This window comes from Streptococcus mitis bv. 2 str. SK95, assembly GCF_000222705.1.
GTDB classification, from domain to species: Bacteria; Bacillota; Bacilli; order Lactobacillales; family Streptococcaceae; genus Streptococcus; species Streptococcus mitis_AY.
Map to the genome: position 1 here is coordinate 35,491 of NZ_AFUB01000005.1, position 17,601 is coordinate 53,091.

Consider the following 17,601-nt stretch of genomic DNA (forward strand, 5'->3'; position numbering starts at 1 on the left):
GGCACTTGGCTTAGTAACTACTGTTTCAAATGCTGTTGATAATTTATATCTTCATCAAAAATCTAAAAATACTAGTATCAGAGATAAAATTGAGATATTAAAAAAGCATTGGATAATGCTTACATGGAATACTATCGAATATAGAAGGAGATTATGTATGCTTGTTATTTCTTTAATAGAAAACTTACTGATAGAAGAACTAGGAAATTATTTTAGAGGAGTATTTGGGAAGTTAAGACTGAAGCTTTTCAGTAAAAAACTAAAAAATGAAGTCGAAGTCTCGATATTAGAGAAATATGGAGATAGGATATATTATCTTGATTTTGATAGATTTTTAATTGAACAAAATGTTCTTGAAAAGATAATAAAAAATTTTCTTAACCAAGATGTTTTGCAATCGAAAACAATAAATCAATCAGTAGATTTTTACATCAATTTGTTTATTGAAAAATATCCTAAATATAAACTATATGATGGGGATTTAAAACAAATTCTTCAAAAATATTTTGAAGTCATATTTAAACAACTTAATAAAATCGGTACTTCTGAATCACAAGCACTGTGTCGAACTATTAGAGAGATTGTTGATGGATTAGACAGACGGTTACAGTACATATCGGCGACTGTGGATGATAGTAATGCAATGTTAAAGCAGGTTGTAAATGGAAATTTTAGAATATACCTCTATATTAAAACCATGTTAGAAACGTCTAGTGCTTCATTTGTTCAGTCTGACTATTTTGATCGTTATCTATTTCAGGATACAGTAGACAGTAAGGTGAAAGACTCGTTAGATATCCTTTTACAACACCATAAAGTTGTATTAAAAGGAGAAGCAGGATTTGGGAAAACATTTGAAACTTTTAAGCTAATAAATCAATTGTGTACAAAATATTCTACCTATCAATTAATTCCTGTCTATGTTCCATTAATAGAGTATGGGGGTAGTTTAGGAACATTATTCGAGATTATTCAATCGAAAATGGAACCATTCTGTGAAGGAAACTCTAAACAAGCCATTAATCAGCTATTTGTTAATAATCAATTGGCATTGTTCTTCGACGGGATTGATGATATTGTGGATGAGAGAAAGAGATTAAAATTTTTTTCTGAAGCAAATCAATTAATGACACAATATAATCAAAATTTTTTCTTTTTCACAACACGAAATAATCGATATAATCATGAGCTTGGAGAAGAAAAGAGTTTCTTTCTAACAAGTCTTTCCGATAGTATAATTCAAAGTAGTTTAATTAGACTTTGGGAGTATAGCAAGTTTCCTAAAGCATATCTTGAACTGTTTAGGAACCCTTTATTGTATAAAATTGGTAAGACTATTCTGACTGATAGACAGAATAAAGAGTTGCTTAATAGAACCCAAATTTTTACAGAGTATTTCGAAAAGAATTATCGCTACAAAAATAGTTATTCAGAATTATCCCTTCATGAAACATTAAATCTTTTTGGTAAATTTTCTTACGAGAATTTTAATCAATCTAGTTTTACATACAGTGAAGTAGATAAAATAATAAGTGCTTATCCAGTTTCTACACCAAATAAAAGAAATCTAATTGATTATTTTATAAATTTTGGAATTTTTAGTACTTCAGATAGAATTACTTTTTCTCATAAGCTATTTAAGGAGTTTTGTGCTGCATACTATATTACAAATAACCTAATAGTTTCATCAGATACAGCACTTCTAGAAAAACTTATCCATAATGAAGAATGGCGAGAAGTAGTCATTTTTATCTCTGGATTGTTTTCAACCATTGAAGAGCAGGATAAATTTTTAGATTTTATTCTACAACATAACTTGCCTCTTTATGTTGAATGTGTTAATTCTAAAAATGATTTATTGAGGAGTAATGGGATTACAGATTTCTCTAGGGAAGATAATGTAGAAAGAATATTATCAGAGATTCTCAAAACATATAAATTTATAGTAGAAAACTATTTCTCCTCTATATCAGAGCAATTTGAACCATTTATCATGGAAAATTGTAGATTGGAATCAAAAATAGGAATTGCTGGAGGTATGGAAGAAAACACCCTTTATTATTGGTTTGATATCGTGGACAAAGGCGTTCCAGATGTAAAAATTATCAGCGCTGAATTGTTGAGTCAAGCGATTCAAGAATATCAGGCTACTATCTTTTTTAAAACGACTCAAATGGTTCAGCGTAGTACAAACTTAGAATTATCAGGCCTTATAGGAGATAGTGGTAGAAAAATAGCAATAGATATTATTAAAGATAATCTGAAAACTATTTTAGAAAAGAAATCATTACCTGCAAGTAATTATATTTTATGTGAACTTTTGAAAGAAATAAAAAATAAATTACCTTGGCTTAAAGATATTGATGAAATATCTTTAATGAGTAAAAATGTTAGAAAAAGGATAGATGAAATCCTTCAAGATTGTCCTGAGGTTGCAAGTTATACTACTTCTGAAGGAGTAGAGCTGTTTAGTTTAAATAAACTGATAACTATTTTGCTGCAGTCTGATGTAGATTATAGAAGTTTTGTCATACCTGATCGTGATAGAGAATATTCAGAGTCAAATGGCTTAGTAATGAACTTATATTCTACAAAAAGAAAAATAAAAATAGTTGAGACATTTTTAAATTTCGCCGAGGCGAGTTATTTGGAAATGGTAAAATATAACTTTCCAAATATTTATAGATATTTTTCGAAAATTCAAGATATGCCATACAAACTACTGGTCACTTATAAGGATGATGAAAGAAATCCGTGGATAGGTTATTATCATGTGGCATATTCCGGAGATAAAAATTTAATTGAAGTATCGCTAGGTGATTTAAGTAAGTGTTATGAAAAAATATATGATGAAATACTACAAAGCTATCACTCATTAAACAGAGTCCCTAAAGATGTTTCTAGTCGTAGTAGTGATTTTTCAACTCTTTTATTCTCAAGAAATTCTAGTGGAAATACACCATTAAGTGATTATGTTCATAAAGAAATAGAAAAGAGTTTAGAAGAGATATTCGGAAAAATGTAACAAATCAGTTTTCAAAATAATATTTTTGAGTAGTTAGAGCTTAATATACAGTTTTAATAATCCATTTAGAAAAACAGGTGGATAATTCATAGACTAACAATATTCAATCTTTATTATTCGTCAATTTGAGTAAGTTTTTGTACGCTCAAGATTTAAGTAACTGTATAACGAAAATACAAGGTGGAAACAGAGTTATCAGAGTGATTAAAATATAGAGAGGGAAACTGTGATCGCTGAATTTCTACTATTATTTCAATCTCTACCTTTTTCTCTACTTTTTTTGCTTGGACTGTTATAAAGTCCATCAGATTAATCTTTGTGGGTGTAGAAGTTAATTTTTACAGAACTAAACTATTCCCCTATTAAAAAAATATTGATTCAAATTTCATGAAATGAATAAGTATATATCGTTCTGAAAAGCCTTGATATTACGCCATTTTTAGTCCAACTGAAGCCCATACTTTCAAAACCAGGTCTTACGATTTGTAAGTAAAAGAACAAATAAAAAAGAGGAGCTTGACACTAAAGTTCCTCTTTTTTTTAAATAAACGAATCAGTTTCTTATTTCATAAAAGGTAGTGATTCGATTGATTTATGTTGCAATGTAGTGAAATCTTGAATTTCAAGAATTGCTTTAAATCAAGGTTTCTAAAGTCTATTGACGTGTAGTGAACCCTTATTTCACTTCTGTAAACACAACGTGTTTGCGAAGTTTTGGTGAGTATTTCTTCAATTGAAGACGGTCTGGAGTGTTACGTTTGTTTTTAGAAGTAAGGTACAAGCGTTCACCAGATTCTTTGTGTTCAAGTGTAATATTTACGCGCATGGTATCTCCCTTCTATTATTCAGCTGATGCAGCTTTAGCGATTTTACGTCCTTTGTAGTATCCTTTAAGTGATACGCGGTGAGAACGTGAGTAATCTCCAGTAGTTTCGTCAAAGTTTACAGATGGAGCTGTTACTTTGTAGTGTGTACGACGTTTGTTTTTCTTCGCTTTTGAAGTGCGACGTGCAGGTACTGCCATTTTGATTTCTCCTTTAGGTATTTATATTCGATTCAATCTACTGATTTTCATCAACCATACTAGGATAACACATTTTTTTTGTAAAGTAAAGTTACTTGACAAAAAAAGATGAAAAAATTAGAAGTTGTTAATCGGAATTTTCTGAAAATTCAAGAATTTTATTCTGTTCTTCATGCGAAAATTGTGCTATAATGGTAAAAACTGAAATGGGAGGGATAAGATGACAGAATTAGATAAACGTCACCGCAGTAGCATTTATGACAGTATGGTTAAATCACCAAACCGTGCCATGCTTCGTGCGACTGGTATGACAGATAAGGACTTTGAAACACCGATTGTGGGAGTGATTTCAACTTGGGCGGAAAATACACCATGTAACATTCACTTGCATGATTTTGGGAAATTGGCTAAAGAAGGTGTCAAATCTGCGGGCGCTTGGCCGGTACAGTTTGGAACCATTACCGTAGCAGACGGGATTGCCATGGGAACTCCTGGTATGCGTTTCTCTCTAACATCTCGTGACATCATCGCGGACTCCATCGAGGCGGCTATGGGTGGTCACAACGTGGATGCCTTCGTCGCTATCGGTGGCTGTGACAAGAACATGCCTGGTTCTATGATTGCCATTGCCAATATGGATATTCCAGCTATTTTCGCCTATGGTGGAACCATTGCACCGGGAAATCTTGATGGAAAAGACATCGATTTGGTTTCGGTATTTGAAGGAATCGGTAAGTGGAACCACGGTGACATGACAGCTGAGGACGTCAAGCGTCTCGAATGTAATGCCTGCCCTGGCCCTGGTGGCTGTGGTGGTATGTATACAGCTAATACTATGGCGACTGCTATCGAAGTTCTCGGTATGAGTTTGCCAGGATCTTCATCTCACCCAGCTGAATCAGCTGACAAGAAAGAAGATATCGAAGCAGCAGGACGTGCTGTTGTCAAGATGCTGGAGCTTGGTCTCAAACCATCAGATATCTTGACTCGTGAAGCCTTTGAAGATGCTATCACAGTAACCATGGCTCTCGGTGGTTCTACTAATGCCACTCTTCACTTGCTTGCCATTGCCCATGCGGCTAATGTTGATTTGTCACTTGAGGACTTCAATACGATCCAAGAACGCGTTCCTCACTTGGCCGACTTGAAACCATCTGGTCAGTATGTCTTCCAAGACCTCTACGAAGTCGGTGGAGTACCTGCGGTTATGAAGTACTTGCTGGCAAATGGCTTCCTTCATGGCGACCGCATTACATGTACTGGTAAGACAGTCGCTGAGAACTTGGCTGACTTTGCAGACCTTACACCAGGTCAAAAAGTCATCATGCCACTTGAAAATCCAAAACGTGCAGACGGTCCGCTTATCATCTTGAACGGGAACCTTGCCCCTGACGGCGCGGTTGCTAAAGTATCAGGTGTTAAAGTGCGTCGCCACGTTGGACCAGCTAAGGTCTTTGACTCAGAAGAAGATGCTATCCAGGCCGTTCTGACAGATGAAATCGTTGATGGCGATGTAGTCGTTGTGCGTTTCGTTGGACCTAAGGGTGGTCCTGGTATGCCTGAGATGCTATCACTTTCATCAATGATCGTTGGTAAAGGTCAAGGAGACAAGGTTGCCCTTTTAACAGACGGACGTTTCTCTGGTGGTACATATGGTCTGGTTGTCGGACATATCGCTCCTGAAGCTCAGGATGGTGGACCAATTGCCTACCTCCGTACAGGGGATATCGTTACGGTTGACCAGGATACCAAAGAAATTTCCATGGCCGTATCCGAAGAAGAACTTGAAAAACGCAAGGCAGAAACAACCTTGCCACCACTTTACAGTCGAGGTGTCCTCGGTAAATACGCCCATATCGTATCATCTGCTTCACGCGGAGCCGTGACAGACTTCTGGAATATGGACAAGTCAGGTAAAAAATAAACAAGAAAAGCAAGCCATTTTCGGCTTGCTTCTTTTCATCTTCAAAAGTGATTTGCCTGCTTATACTCAATAAAAATCAAAGAGCAAACTAGAAAGCTAGGCGCAGGCAGTACTTGAGTACGACAAGCCGACACTGACGTGGTTTGAATTTGATTTTTGAAGAGTATTAACGAGGTGGCAGTCCAAGGGCAATACGGCCGTAGCGACTGATTCGTGTGATCTTCCAGGCAGGAGACCAAGTAACTTCAACCTTGACATCTTCGATGCCCTCGATCTGTTTCAGACCTGCGACGATTTCGATAGGCAGGCTTTCGGCGCAATCACAGGCAGTATCAGTGAAAGTCATGACAATCTTGCAGAGACCTGTTTCGTTCAGATTGATTTCATAAATCAAGCCCAGATTGTAAACATCCAATTCCACATCTGTATCAAAAACCCTCTCTAGTTTTTCAATAATTTGGTCTTGTATGGCCAAAGCGCGGTCATTGATTTTGATATCGTCTCTCATAGCAGTCCCTCCACGTGATAAATATCCTCTATTTTCTCATAATTCTGACAATTTGGCAAGTTTTTGATGAATTTTCTGAAAAATATGATAAAATGAAGAAAATACTCAATTAAGGGGAAGTCTATGGAGCAGATTGGAAAAGTCTTTAGACAATTACGAGAGTCAAGAAATATCTCGCTGAGACAAGCAACTGGGGGACAATTTTCGCCGTCCATGTTGTCCCGATTTGAAACAGGTCAGAGTGAGCTTTCAGTGGAAAAGTTTCTATCTGCACTGGAAAATATATCTGCGAGTGTGGAGGAAATCCTCTTCCTAGCGAGAGGTTTTCACTATGATACCGATTCTGAGTTGAGAAAAGAAATCATAGATGTCTTGGATCCAAAGAATATAGCACCTCTCGAAGACCTGTATCGTAAGGAGTATCAAAAGTATGCCAATTCTCAAAACAAACAGAAACATATTCTAAATGCCATTATGATCAAGTCTTATATGAAGAGCATGGATGAAACGGTAGAGTTAACAACAGAGGAAGGGAAAGTCCTTCATGATTACCTGTTTTCTACCGAGATTTGGGGGAACTATGAACTCAATTTGTTCTCAGTTAGTTCCCCACTCTTATCTGTTCCTCTTTTCACTAGATATGTACGAGAAATGGTCCGAAAATCTGATTTTCTAATGGAAATGAAGGGAAATCGGCACCTATTTCACACCATGCTACTGAATGGTTTTTTAGCCAGCATTGAGTGTGAAGAATTTACCAATGCCTCTTATTTTAAACGTGTTATCGAAGAGCATTTCTACAAGGAAAACGAGACCTATTTCCGAATTGTCTATTTGTGGGCGGAAGGTCTCCTTGATAGCAAGCAAGGAAGAGTTAAAGAAGGACAAAAAAAGATGGAAGATGCTGTCCGTATTTTTGAGATGCTTGGCTGTAACAAATCTGCCGAATACTATAGAAAAACGACTGATGCTTGAATATCTGCAAGGTAAGAAAATAATTTGAAATTTGAAGCGATAAAACTCTTGACCTCTCTCAGGTTATTAAAGAAGTTCTATCGTTTTTTGCTTATTTTTTTGTTGCATATATTCAAAAAATTTTTTCGCTAATTCATAAGTGCTATACTATAGTCATACTTTATATAGAACTTATACTCTTCGAAAATCAAATTCAAACCACGTCAGCTTCACCTTGCCGTACTCAAGTACAGCCTTCGGCTAGCTTCCTAGTTTGCTCTTTGATTTTCATTGAGTATTCGAACAAGAAGGGAGATTATCTATGAAATTATTGTTTAGAAATCAAGCTTATCGTCTCTTGACTTTGTCACGATTCTTCAATGCTTTTGGTGCTTCGATTTTCAACCTGGTATTTATCGTCTATGCATCAACTTTACCACAAGCCTCTTTTGCTGTTGCTATGGCGAATATTGTGATGATTCTTCCGACTCTCTTTACAGTTTTTGTAGGGATTCGGGCAGATTACACGAGGGACAAGGTCAAATGGATGGTCTATAGCGGTTTGTTTCAGGCAGTTTTATTTTTTCTAGCAGCTTTAGTTGTTCAGCAAGCTAGTTTATTTGCCTTTTCTAGCCTGTGTTTAATCAATGTCATTAGTGATATAATCAGTGATTTTGCTGGTGGTTTGCGCATGCCTCTTATTAAGGAAAAGGTAGCTGAAAATGATTTGATGGAGGCTTATTCTTTTTCCCAGTTTATCACCTATATTTCAGCTATTGGTGGTCAAGCTTTCGGAGTCTGGCTCTTAGGGCTATCGGTCAATAATTTTTCTCTCGTTGCGGGAATCAATGCCTGTTTTTTCCTAGTATCAGCCGCTATTCTCTTTTTAGGAAAAAGCAAATTAAGCCTATCAATTTCATCTCCTGATGGTGAATTACTGAAAAATGAGACTCTTTCTATCAAAGATCAGTTTCTATCGATTTACCGAAATTTACATCTCGTTTTTCTTAAAAGTGGACAGAAAAACTTTGGTTTTATGCTCTTTGCTGTCTTGCTTATCAATGCCTTGGGTGGTGCTTTGGGAGGCATTTATAACATCTTCTTTTTGAGCCATTCACTCTTGAATTTTTCTTACACAGAGGCACTATTTATCAATCAAGTCTGTGTTTTAGTAGCAATCATCATCAGTAGCCTTACGGGCAATGATTATTTTGGGAAGCAGTCCTTGCCTAGATTGATGATGTGGGCGACCTTAGGACTCAGTCTAGTTGGTCTAGCTAATTTATTCAATCAAGTTGTGCTTGGTTTACTATTTCTCTTTTTAACTCTGTATGTGTCTGGTAAAGTTTCACCAAAGATTAGTGCCATGCTCATGAAAAATCTAGCTCCAGAGGTTCTAGCTCGTACCAGCAATTTTTTAAATCTTCTCTTTACCCTCTCTATTCCTGTGGGAACAGCCTGTTTTTCACTTGTAGCCGTATGGGATATGCAGTTGACCTGGATCTTATTTGTTGGACTTTCCTTGCTGGCTATCCTTCTGACGAGTCTTAATCTCAAAAATGACATTTGAATTCTAATTTTTTCTCACTGTTTTAATCCCTCTATTTATGGTAAAATAAGACTATTAAGTTTAAAGAGGATTTCCTATGAAATTACAAAAACCAAAAGGAACGCAGGATATTTTACCTGCTGAATCTGCCAAGTGGCAGTACGTTGAGGGCTTTGCCCGTGAAATTTTCAAGCGCTATAACTATGCAGAAGTGCGTACGCCTATTTTTGAGCATTACGAGGTCATCAGTCGCTCTGTCGGAGATACAACGGATATCGTAACCAAGGAAATGTACGATTTCTATGACAAGGGTGACCGCCATATCACCCTTCGTCCAGAAGGAACTGCGCCCGTTGTCCGTTCCTATGTGGAAAATAAACTCTTCGCCCCAGAAGTGCAAAAGCCAAGTAAGTTCTACTACATGGGCCCAATGTTCCGTTATGAGCGTCCACAGGCAGGACGTTTGCGCCAATTCCACCAGATTGGCGTTGAGTGTTTTGGCTCTAGCAATCCAGCTACCGATGTGGAAACAATCGCTATGGCAGCTCATTTCTTGAAAGAAATCGGCATCCAAGGTGTCAAATTACACCTCAACACTCTTGGAAATCCTGAGAGTCGTGCGGCCTATCGTCAGGCTTTGATCGACTACTTGACACCGCTCAAGGAGACCTTGTCTAAGGATAGCCAACGTCGCTTGGAGGAAAATCCTCTTCGTGTCTTGGACTCTAAGGAGAAAGAAGACAAGGTGGCAGTGGAGAATGCTCCGTCTATCTTGGATTTCCTTGATGAAGAAAGCCAAGCTCACTTTGATGCTGTGCGTCAGATGTTGGAAAATCTTGGAGTAGATTACATCATCGATACCAATATGGTGCGTGGTCTGGATTACTACAACCACACGATTTTTGAATTTATCACAGAGATTGAGGACAATGACTTGACGGTCTGTGCAGGTGGTCGCTACGATGGCTTGGTTGCCTACTTTGGTGGACCTGAGACCGCTGGATTTGGTTTTGGACTTGGTGTAGAGCGCCTGCTTCTCATCCTTGAAAAGCAAGGTGCGACTCTCCCTATCGAAAATGCCCTAGATGTCTATATCGCAGTCTTGGGTGAAGGAGCAAATGTCAAGTCCTTGGAATTGGTACAGGCTCTTCGCCAACAAGGTTTCAAAGCAGAGCGTGATTACCTTAACCGGAAGCTTAAAGCTCAGTTCAAGTCAGCCGATGTCTTTGCGGCTAAGACTCTTATCACCCTAGGCGAGAGTGAAGTCGAAAGCGGACAAGTGACAGTTAAGAACAACCAAACTCGAGAAGAAGTTCAAGTGTCACTTGAGACCATCAGCCAAAACTTCTCAGAAATTTTTGAAAAATTAGGATTTTAATAGTATTTAAAACTGGTCAGGATCTTATTCCTGACCTTTTTCTTTTACAAAATGACAAAAATCATAAACTTTTTGACAAATATTATTGTCAAAAAGAAAAAGATGTGTTACAATGTAAGCAAGTTAAGAGAAAAGGAGAAAGGAACGATTATGTGAGCATTAGGATTTGTACCTCTTGTGATTATGTATTATATCTACCATTTCCAAAAGGTCAAGAAACTAGAGAATAAAATCAAAAGAATTGAGCAAAAACAGAAAGGAAATATAGAAATGTCAAGATTATTAAAAGAATTGATTGGGAAAACACCGACAATCGTTGGACAAGTTTTTGGAACAGATAACTGGGAAGTTGTGGATGTTGATGAGGAATGGGTCAAGCTACGTCGTGTTGATAAAAAAGGAAAAGAAAAATTCAAACTACAACGCATTGAGGATATCCAAACCGTTGAATTTGACGGAGAGTAGGTGTGTAACATGCAACTTAAAAATCGTCTAAAAGAGCTTCGAGCTCGCGATGGTCTCAATCAAACCGACCTAGCTAAGCTAGCAGGGGTTTCCAGACAGACCATCAGTCTATTAGAACGGGACGAATACACCCCGTCCATTGTGATTGCTTTGAAAATATCCCAGATTTTCAACGAAACAGTCGAATCAGTATTTCGCTTGGAGGAGGACGAGTGATGAACAAGTATAAAGTGATATATTATGTAGTTGCGATAGCTCTATTAGTCAGCGTATTTCTACTGATTGGGATGGACTTAGGCTGGTTTAATCCGTATCAAAGTGACCAATTTGTTTGGGCCTACTTTGCTCTCATCCCAGTAGTTGAATGGATTGAAAAGAAAACCAAAAATCTAGCAAGTGAAAAAGGAGAATGAATATGAAAAAGTTTTTAGCAGATTTTCAAGTAGATACTGAACACAAAGAACTTGCAGGTGTTTGTGCAGGTTTAGGCAATTATTTTAACATTCAAGCCAATATCGTTCGTTTGGTGACAGTCTTGCTGTTTCTCTCTTCGACAGAGATTGGGATTATAACAGTAACTCTCTATGCTTATCTAGCAGGTTGGCTTGGCAATGAACCCTTGGGAGATGGAGCAAAAAAAGCGAGAAACCAAGCTATTCTCTTGTTTGCTGTTTGTTTGATTTTAGTATCACTTGGTTCAGAGGGATTGACATCTATTTTTGAATCAGGCAAAGCGTTTGGTCAGTGGTTGGTTGGACTAGTTTAGAAAGAGGATGAATATGAAAAAGAAACGTGGATTGTTATTTTTAATGGCTGTTATCTTGGGAGGCTTCTTGGGCATGTTTGCAGGGATGTTTAAGGCCTATACCGAAAACTATGGAAGCATTTTAGATGTCAAAACCGTGATTCCATGGCTATCAGCTATTTGTTTACTATTAGGTTTCGTTGGCATTGTTTTGACGTTCAATTTCTTAAAGAAAAGTAGAAAGTTTCACTCCTTGTATCAAGAGGAAATGGATGATGATCTGAATGAAACCTATTATGTGCAAATGTATCGTAATCTTGAGTTTGGAACCATTGCTTTTAATATAACAGGCGTAGCGATTTTATTAGCTCTTTTCATCTCAGGTAGTGAAGTAATTGTACTAAATGCAAGCCATCTAACATTATCTCTTTCTTTTTTGGCATTAGTGATGATTTTCAGTGCTCAAAAATATCTCTATAAGACCATTGCGATCGTTCGTCAGTTTGATTTGGAATTCTTCTCTACACCAAAGGATGTCTTGGACTACATAAACTCCTATGATGAAGGGGAGCGTCAGGCTAATTTGGAACAGAGTTTTCGGATTTTATTCCAATTAAACCAGTATGTCTTGCCAGGTCTCTACTTTTTGATTGATCTCTTTTCCTTACTGACAGGAGAGATTCAGTTACTAGCCTTCTTGCTTGTAGGAGCGATACATATTTATATCAATGTGATGCAATTACCTATGGTAAAACGCTATTTCAAATAAAGGAGTTCCTATGATTCGTGTTGAAAATGTAAGCAAAAGTTTTGGAGGCAAGAAAGCTCTGAATCATATTTCTTTTGAGATTCAAGAAGGTGAAATCTTTGGTTTCCTAGGTCCCTCAGGTTCAGGTAAAACAACCATGATCAATGTTCTGACGGGGCAGTTAGCTGCAGATCAGGGGGAGACCGTTCTCCTAGGAAAGTCCTCTCGAAATTTGACTTCAAATGATTTGGAACAAATCGGGATTGTTAGTGATAACAGTGGTTTTTATGAAAAGATGAGTCTCTATAAAAATCTGCTCATTTATGCAAAATTATATGGCCTTAAAGCTTCTAGAGTAGATACAGTGCTTGATCAAGTTGGGTTATCAGATGCTAAAAATCTTATCGCGGAAAAACTATCTACAGGTATGAAACAGCGAATGTTCTTGGCTCGTGCTCTTCTAAATGCTCCCGAAATCCTCTTTCTAGATGAGCCAACAAGTGGTCTTGATCCTACCACTTCAAAATCGATTCATGCTCTCTTACAAGAATTAAAGCAGACTGGAACAACGATCTTTTTAACAACCCACGATATGAATGAAGCAACCTTGCTTTGCGATCGCCTCTCTCTTTTAAATAAGGGGAACTTGATTGAGTATGGTAGTCCACAAGAGATTATCCAGAAATACCATGTGGATAAAAAGGTTCGTTTAAACTATCAAGATGGACGCGAACAAGTGGTTTCTTTTGAAGAATTGCCTCATCTGTATACGACAGATCTGATAGCTGTTCATTCTTGTGAACCGACTTTAGAAGAAATCTTTATTAGATTGACAGGAGAAAAGTTAGATGTTTAGAAAATTAAATGCCCTACTATGGTTAAGATTACAAGTTCTTATCAGCAATTCAACTTTGTTGGCGACTCTATTGATGCCTTTTGGAATAACTATTCTACAAAATGAATTCTTAAATAAGAATGGAGAATTGAGTATGTTTCTCCTCTCTACGAGTTTGACAATGGTCTTGAGTATGGGAAGTGGTTTTATGGTATCGATTATGATGGCAGAAGATAAGGAAAAGCGCAATCTTAAATCACTCATTCTAAGTGGTGTGACAGCAACAGAATATACTTTCAGTATGCTTGTTCTACCTTTGTTGATTATGTTGCTTGGAATGATTTTACTACCAATCTATCTTAAAGTAGATGTATCAGGTTACTTATTTGCCTATGTTATCTATTTGATCCTAGCAACTATTAGTATTATTTTTCTCAACCTTCTAATCGGTGCGGTGTCAGATACTCAGTCTAAAGCGCAAGTCTATAGTATCTTTCCTATGTTAATTGTCTCTTTTTTACCTATAATTGCTCTTCAAAATGATACGGTTCAAAAAGTGTTGGATTACTCGTTCATTGGTCCTATTGCAAATCTTTTAAATAAAAAAGGTGGGGAAATCTCTTTTTCTAATATTGGTATGTTACTTGCCTGGGTAGTTGTGCTAGGAATAGCAAATCTCTTTGTATTGAAAAATAGTTATAAAGGAAAATAGGAGCCTCATATGAAATTACTTAAAAATCTTGGCTGGTTTCTTCTAGCTGTCCTATCCTTTTTCTTTGGCTATGGTCTGGTTCAGAGTATGGCGCTGTCAGCTCTTGGACTAGGGGCTTCAATCTTTGGAGTCTTGCCACTCTATATCGTCCTGTCAGGGGCCTATGTTTATGGAGTTTACAAGTGGTATCAGACAGAAAAGGTTAGCATCCAGACGACAGTTTTTAATCGTTATATCTGGTTGCCTACTCTGGTTTTGCTAGTGGCGATTACAGCCCAGTTCTTTTTGCCAGATGATCCGTCGGTCAATCAACAAATCGTATCACAACTGACAGTTGCTCAGCCTGTCTTTGGTTTCTTTATGGTGGTGGTCTTTGCTCCTCTAACGGAAGAACTCATCTTTAGAGGGATGTTAGCGCGCTATCTCTTTTCTAAGCAGAACAACAGCAAACAGACAGCTTTATTTCTCCTCGTATCGAGTGTGCTTTTTGCCTTGATTCATTTTCCAGGTAGTTTGCAACAGTTTTTAGTCTATGCCAGTCTGGGATTGAGTTTGGGATTGGCTTATGTGAGCCGAAAAGGTCTTCTTTATAGCATTTCTTTACATGCTTTGAATAATTTAATCGGCTTTTTGATGATACTCATGCTATAATAGAGTCAGGAGGTCACATGAAACGAGTAATTTTATTAGCAGTGATACAGGCAGTCGTTCTCTTCTTTATTATTGGGGGCCTTGCCTATGCCTTTAAAGGCGATTTCTTTTACAACTATCTAGCAGTGGTTTTTGCGCCTATTGCTGGAATCTTACGTTTTGCTTCGGCTTATGCGACGGAGATTGTCCTACCCAAAAAGGCAGCTGAGATTGCCGAAAAGCGAAAAAAAGGTTAAAAATCATATTTAGGGAATCCGATGACGTTTTCATCGGATTTTTTGTCTGTTTGTTTTGATTCCTAAAGTCAATCAAACTTTTCTGCTGATTTTCATGAAGAGCCTGCGCTTTTATGGTAAAATAGTAACAGAATAAAAGAGGAGAGAAAACATGAAACGTAGTATGTATGCTGGTCGTGTTCGTGAGGAACATATCGGACAAGAAATTACCTTGAAAGGATGGGTTGGCCGTCGTCGTGACCTTGGTGGTTTGATCTTTATCGACCTTCGTGACCGTGAAGGAATCATGCAGTTGGTTATCAACCCTGAAAAAGTTTCAGCAGAGGTTATGGCAACAGCTGAAAGCCTTCGCAGCGAATTTGTCATCGAGGTGACGGGTCAGGTTGTGGCGCGTGAGCAAGCAAATGATAAATTGCCAACTGGAGCAGTTGAGTTGAACGTAAGGGCTCTGACAGTGCTCAATACAGCCAAAACAACACCTTTTGAGATTAAGGATGGTATTGAGGCAAATGACGATACACGTCTACGTTACCGTTACCTTGACCTTCGTCGTCCAGAAATGTTGGAAAATCTTAAACTTCGGGCTAAAGTAACGCACTCTATCCGTAATTACTTGGATGAGTTGGAGTTTATCGATGTGGAGACGCCATTCCTTTCTAAATCAACGCCAGAAGGGGCGCGTGACTATTTGGTTCCATCTCGTGTCAACAAAGGGCGTTTCTACGCTCTTCCTCAAAGTCCACAGATTACCAAGCAGTTGTTGATGAATGCTGGATTTGACCGTTACTACCAAATCGTCAAATGTTTCCGTGACGAAGACTTGCGTGGAGACCGCCAGCCTGAATTTACCCAGGTCGACTTGGAAACTTCATTCCTTACAGAGCAAGAGATCCAAGATATCACAGAAGGCTTGATTGCGCGCGTGATGAAGGAAACGAAAGGGATTGAAGTGAGCCTTCCATTCCCTCGTATGAAGTACGATGACGCGATGGCTCTTTATGGTTCTGACAAGCCTGATACTCGTTTTGACATGTTGCTTCGGGACTTGACAGAAGTGGTCAAAGGTGTAGACTTCAAAGTCTTTTCAGAAGCACCTGCTGTGAAAGCCATTGTGGTTAAAGGGGCTGCGGACAATTATTCACGTAAAGATATCGACAAGATGACCGAAGTAGCCAAGCAGTACGGGGCTAAAGGTCTTGCTTGGGTTAAGGTTGTTGGTGGTGAATTGAATGGGCCAGTTGCTAAATTCTTGACGGGCATCCAAGCAGACTTGATTGCAGCACTTGGTCTTAAAGATAAGGACTTGGTTCTCTTTGTGGCGGATACGCTTGAAGTGGCCAATGCAACGCTCGGTGCCCTTCGTGGTCGTATTGCTAAAGAGCTTGATTTGATTGATAGCGACAAATTTAACTTCCTTTGGATTGTTGACTGGCCGATGTTTGAATGGTCTGAAGAAGAAGGTCGCTACATGAGCGCCCACCATCCATTTACTCTTCCGCAGGCAGACACAGCTCACGAACTAGAAGGTGATTTGGCTAAAGTTCGTGCCATTGCTTACGATATCGTCTTGAACGGTTATGAGCTTGGTGGTGGTAGTCTTCGTATCAACCAAAAAGACCTTCAAGAACGCATGTTCCAGGCTCTTGGTTTCTCAGCTGAAGAAGCCAATGACCAGTTTGGTTTCCTATTGGAAGCCATGGACTATGGTTTCCCACCCCACGGTGGTTTGGCTATCGGTCTTGACCGCTTTGTCATGCTCTTAGCAGGAGAAGAAAATATCCGTGAAGTCATTGCCTTTCCTAAGAATAACAAGGCGACGGATCCAATGACACAAGCCCCATCAACAGTCGCTCTCAAACAACTAGAAGAACTCAGTCTACAAGTAGAACAAGATGAAACAAGCGAAACGAACTAAGCGGTGGCGCTATTATCTGCGCCGCTTTGCTTATCAGATAAAAATCTTACGAGTTTTACAAAGTATCTCTCGGGAAAAATATGATGAGAAAGTATCGGCTTCTCTGGTTTATGGCTTTTTGTCAGCAGTAGCAGTCAATTTCTTTTTTCAACCAGGACACGTTTACTCCAGTGGTGCGACGGGTCTGGCACAGATTATCTCTGCCTTGAGTCATCACTGGTTTGGGTTTTACATTCCGATATCGCTAACCTTTTATGCTATTAATTTTCCGTTGATGATTTTGGCTTGGTATCAGATTGGGCATAAGTTTACAATCTTTACCTTTATCACAGTATCCATGAGTTCCCTCTTTATCCAGCTTGTGCCAGTTGTGATCTTGACAGAGGATCCCATTATCAATGCCCTTTTTGGGGGTGTTGTCATGGGCTTGGGGATTGGTTTTGCGCTCCGTAACAATATTTCTAGCGGAGGTACAGATATCGTCAGTCTCACCATTCGAAAGAAAACAGGAAGAAATGTCGGTAGTATTTCTTTCCTGGTAAATGGAACCATCATGCTGATAGCAGGTCTGACCTTTGGTTGGAAATACGCCCTCTATTCCATGATTACCATTTTTGTATCCAGTCGTGTGACAGATGCGGTCTTTACCAAGCAAAAACGGATGCAGGCCATGATTGTGACCAATAATCCTGACAAGGTAATCGAAAAAATCCATAAAAAATTGCACCGCGGAGCAACCATGATCCACGATGCAGAAGGAACCTATAATCATGAGAGAAAAGCAGTCTTGATTACGGTTATCACACGAGCAGAGTTTAATGATTTTAAACACATCATGAAACAGGTCGATCCGACAGCCTTTGTCTCTGTATCCGAAAATGTCCACATCCTAGGACGATTCGTAGAAACAGACAATTAATAGTCAAAATACC

Annotated in this window: 19 protein-coding genes; 16 read left to right on the forward strand and 3 right to left on the reverse strand. The window is 38.4% G+C overall.

The features are described from left to right. The first annotated feature begins 157 nt into the window (after nucleotides 1–157). Nucleotides 158–3,025 carry an NACHT domain-containing protein gene (locus HMPREF9965_RS03385; protein WP_000960341.1) on the forward strand — a complete coding sequence of 956 codons (2,868 nt, stop codon included), beginning with the start codon at nucleotides 158–160 and terminating at the stop codon, nucleotides 3,023–3,025. A 676-nt stretch (nucleotides 3,026–3,701) separates the two neighbouring features. On the opposite strand, the gene rpmG is transcribed toward HMPREF9965_RS03385, so the two are convergent. Both rpmG and rpmF read right to left on the reverse strand, forming a co-directional pair. Beyond that, a complete protein-coding gene (gene rpmG, locus HMPREF9965_RS03390) occupies nucleotides 3,702–3,851 on the reverse strand; it encodes a 50S ribosomal protein L33 (RefSeq protein WP_001265622.1) in 150 nt (49 codons plus the stop codon). Nucleotides 3,852–3,866: 15 nt separating this feature from the next. After that, nucleotides 3,867–4,049 carry a 50S ribosomal protein L32 gene (gene rpmF, locus HMPREF9965_RS03395; protein ID WP_000290417.1) on the reverse strand — a complete coding sequence of 61 codons (183 nt, stop codon included), beginning with the start codon at nucleotides 4,047–4,049 and terminating at the stop codon, nucleotides 3,867–3,869. 220 nt (nucleotides 4,050–4,269) lie between these two features. On the opposite strand from rpmF, the gene ilvD reads away from it, so the two are divergent. Continuing rightward, nucleotides 4,270–5,973, forward strand: a complete 1,704-nt coding sequence (gene ilvD / locus HMPREF9965_RS03400) for a dihydroxy-acid dehydratase (RefSeq protein WP_000137343.1) — start codon at nucleotides 4,270–4,272, stop codon at nucleotides 5,971–5,973. A 166-nt stretch (nucleotides 5,974–6,139) separates the two neighbouring features. Here the strand turns inward: ilvD and HMPREF9965_RS03405 are convergent, their stop codons facing one another. After that, nucleotides 6,140–6,481 (reverse strand): metal-sulfur cluster assembly factor, encoded by a 342-nt coding sequence (locus HMPREF9965_RS03405; RefSeq protein WP_001204049.1) that lies wholly within the window; start codon nucleotides 6,479–6,481, stop codon nucleotides 6,140–6,142. Between the two features lie 123 nt (nucleotides 6,482–6,604). Here HMPREF9965_RS03405 and HMPREF9965_RS03410 point away from each other — a divergent pair, with 123 nt between their 5' ends. The 14 genes from HMPREF9965_RS03410 (at nucleotide 6,605) to HMPREF9965_RS03475 (ending at nucleotide 17,588) form a co-directional block, all read left to right on the forward strand. After that, the gene (locus HMPREF9965_RS03410; protein ID WP_000434990.1) at nucleotides 6,605–7,456 is read left to right on the forward strand and encodes a helix-turn-helix domain-containing protein; all 852 of its coding nucleotides are present in this window, start codon (nucleotides 6,605–6,607) and stop codon (nucleotides 7,454–7,456) included. Between the two features lie 301 nt (nucleotides 7,457–7,757). Further along, nucleotides 7,758–9,005 carry a hypothetical protein gene (locus HMPREF9965_RS03415; RefSeq protein ID WP_000770632.1) on the forward strand — a complete coding sequence of 416 codons (1,248 nt, stop codon included), beginning with the start codon at nucleotides 7,758–7,760 and terminating at the stop codon, nucleotides 9,003–9,005. Between the two features lie 76 nt (nucleotides 9,006–9,081). Beyond that, nucleotides 9,082–10,362 carry a histidine--tRNA ligase gene (gene hisS, locus HMPREF9965_RS03420; RefSeq protein WP_000775844.1) on the forward strand — a complete coding sequence of 427 codons (1,281 nt, stop codon included), beginning with the start codon at nucleotides 9,082–9,084 and terminating at the stop codon, nucleotides 10,360–10,362. A gap of 183 nt (nucleotides 10,363–10,545) precedes the next feature. Then, the gene (locus HMPREF9965_RS03425) at nucleotides 10,546–10,827 is read left to right on the forward strand and encodes a hypothetical protein (protein WP_000291473.1); all 282 of its coding nucleotides are present in this window, start codon (nucleotides 10,546–10,548) and stop codon (nucleotides 10,825–10,827) included. Between the two features lie 9 nt (nucleotides 10,828–10,836). Beyond that, entirely contained in the window at nucleotides 10,837–11,043 is a 207-nt protein-coding gene (locus tag HMPREF9965_RS03430) for a helix-turn-helix transcriptional regulator (protein WP_001176229.1), read from the forward strand. Further along, nucleotides 11,043–11,240 (forward strand): hypothetical protein, encoded by a 198-nt coding sequence (locus HMPREF9965_RS03435; protein WP_001046133.1) that lies wholly within the window; start codon nucleotides 11,043–11,045, stop codon nucleotides 11,238–11,240. The genes HMPREF9965_RS03430 and HMPREF9965_RS03435 overlap by 1 nt, the downstream gene beginning before the upstream one ends. A 2-nt stretch (nucleotides 11,241–11,242) precedes the next feature. Then, complete coding sequence (locus HMPREF9965_RS03440) at nucleotides 11,243–11,593, forward strand: PspC domain-containing protein (RefSeq protein WP_000713851.1); 351 nt, start codon at nucleotides 11,243–11,245, stop codon at nucleotides 11,591–11,593. Between the two features lie 13 nt (nucleotides 11,594–11,606). Further along, the gene (locus HMPREF9965_RS03445) at nucleotides 11,607–12,341 is read left to right on the forward strand and encodes a DUF3169 family protein (protein WP_000730202.1); all 735 of its coding nucleotides are present in this window, start codon (nucleotides 11,607–11,609) and stop codon (nucleotides 12,339–12,341) included. A gap of 10 nt (nucleotides 12,342–12,351) precedes the next feature. After that, nucleotides 12,352–13,176, forward strand: coding sequence for an ABC transporter ATP-binding protein (locus HMPREF9965_RS03450; RefSeq protein WP_000621669.1), 825 nt, complete (start codon nucleotides 12,352–12,354; stop codon nucleotides 13,174–13,176). Next, entirely contained in the window at nucleotides 13,169–13,867 is a 699-nt protein-coding gene (locus HMPREF9965_RS03455; RefSeq protein ID WP_000488853.1) for an ABC transporter permease, read from the forward strand. The genes HMPREF9965_RS03450 and HMPREF9965_RS03455 overlap by 8 nt, the downstream gene beginning before the upstream one ends. A 9-nt stretch (nucleotides 13,868–13,876) precedes the next feature. Continuing rightward, nucleotides 13,877–14,518, forward strand: coding sequence for a CPBP family intramembrane glutamic endopeptidase (locus HMPREF9965_RS03460; protein ID WP_000771222.1), 642 nt, complete (start codon nucleotides 13,877–13,879; stop codon nucleotides 14,516–14,518). Between the two features lie 17 nt (nucleotides 14,519–14,535). Next, complete coding sequence (locus HMPREF9965_RS03465) at nucleotides 14,536–14,754, forward strand: hypothetical protein (protein ID WP_000832190.1); 219 nt, start codon at nucleotides 14,536–14,538, stop codon at nucleotides 14,752–14,754. 151 nt (nucleotides 14,755–14,905) lie between these two features. Continuing rightward, on the forward strand, nucleotides 14,906–16,669 hold the full coding sequence (gene aspS / locus HMPREF9965_RS03470; protein WP_000830903.1) for an aspartate--tRNA ligase: 1,764 nt from the start codon (nucleotides 14,906–14,908) through the stop codon (nucleotides 16,667–16,669). Beyond that, the gene (locus HMPREF9965_RS03475) at nucleotides 16,647–17,588 is read left to right on the forward strand and encodes a YitT family protein (RefSeq protein ID WP_000806303.1); all 942 of its coding nucleotides are present in this window, start codon (nucleotides 16,647–16,649) and stop codon (nucleotides 17,586–17,588) included. Before aspS ends, HMPREF9965_RS03475 begins: the two co-directional genes overlap by 23 nt. Nucleotides 17,589–17,601: the final 13 nt, after the last annotated feature.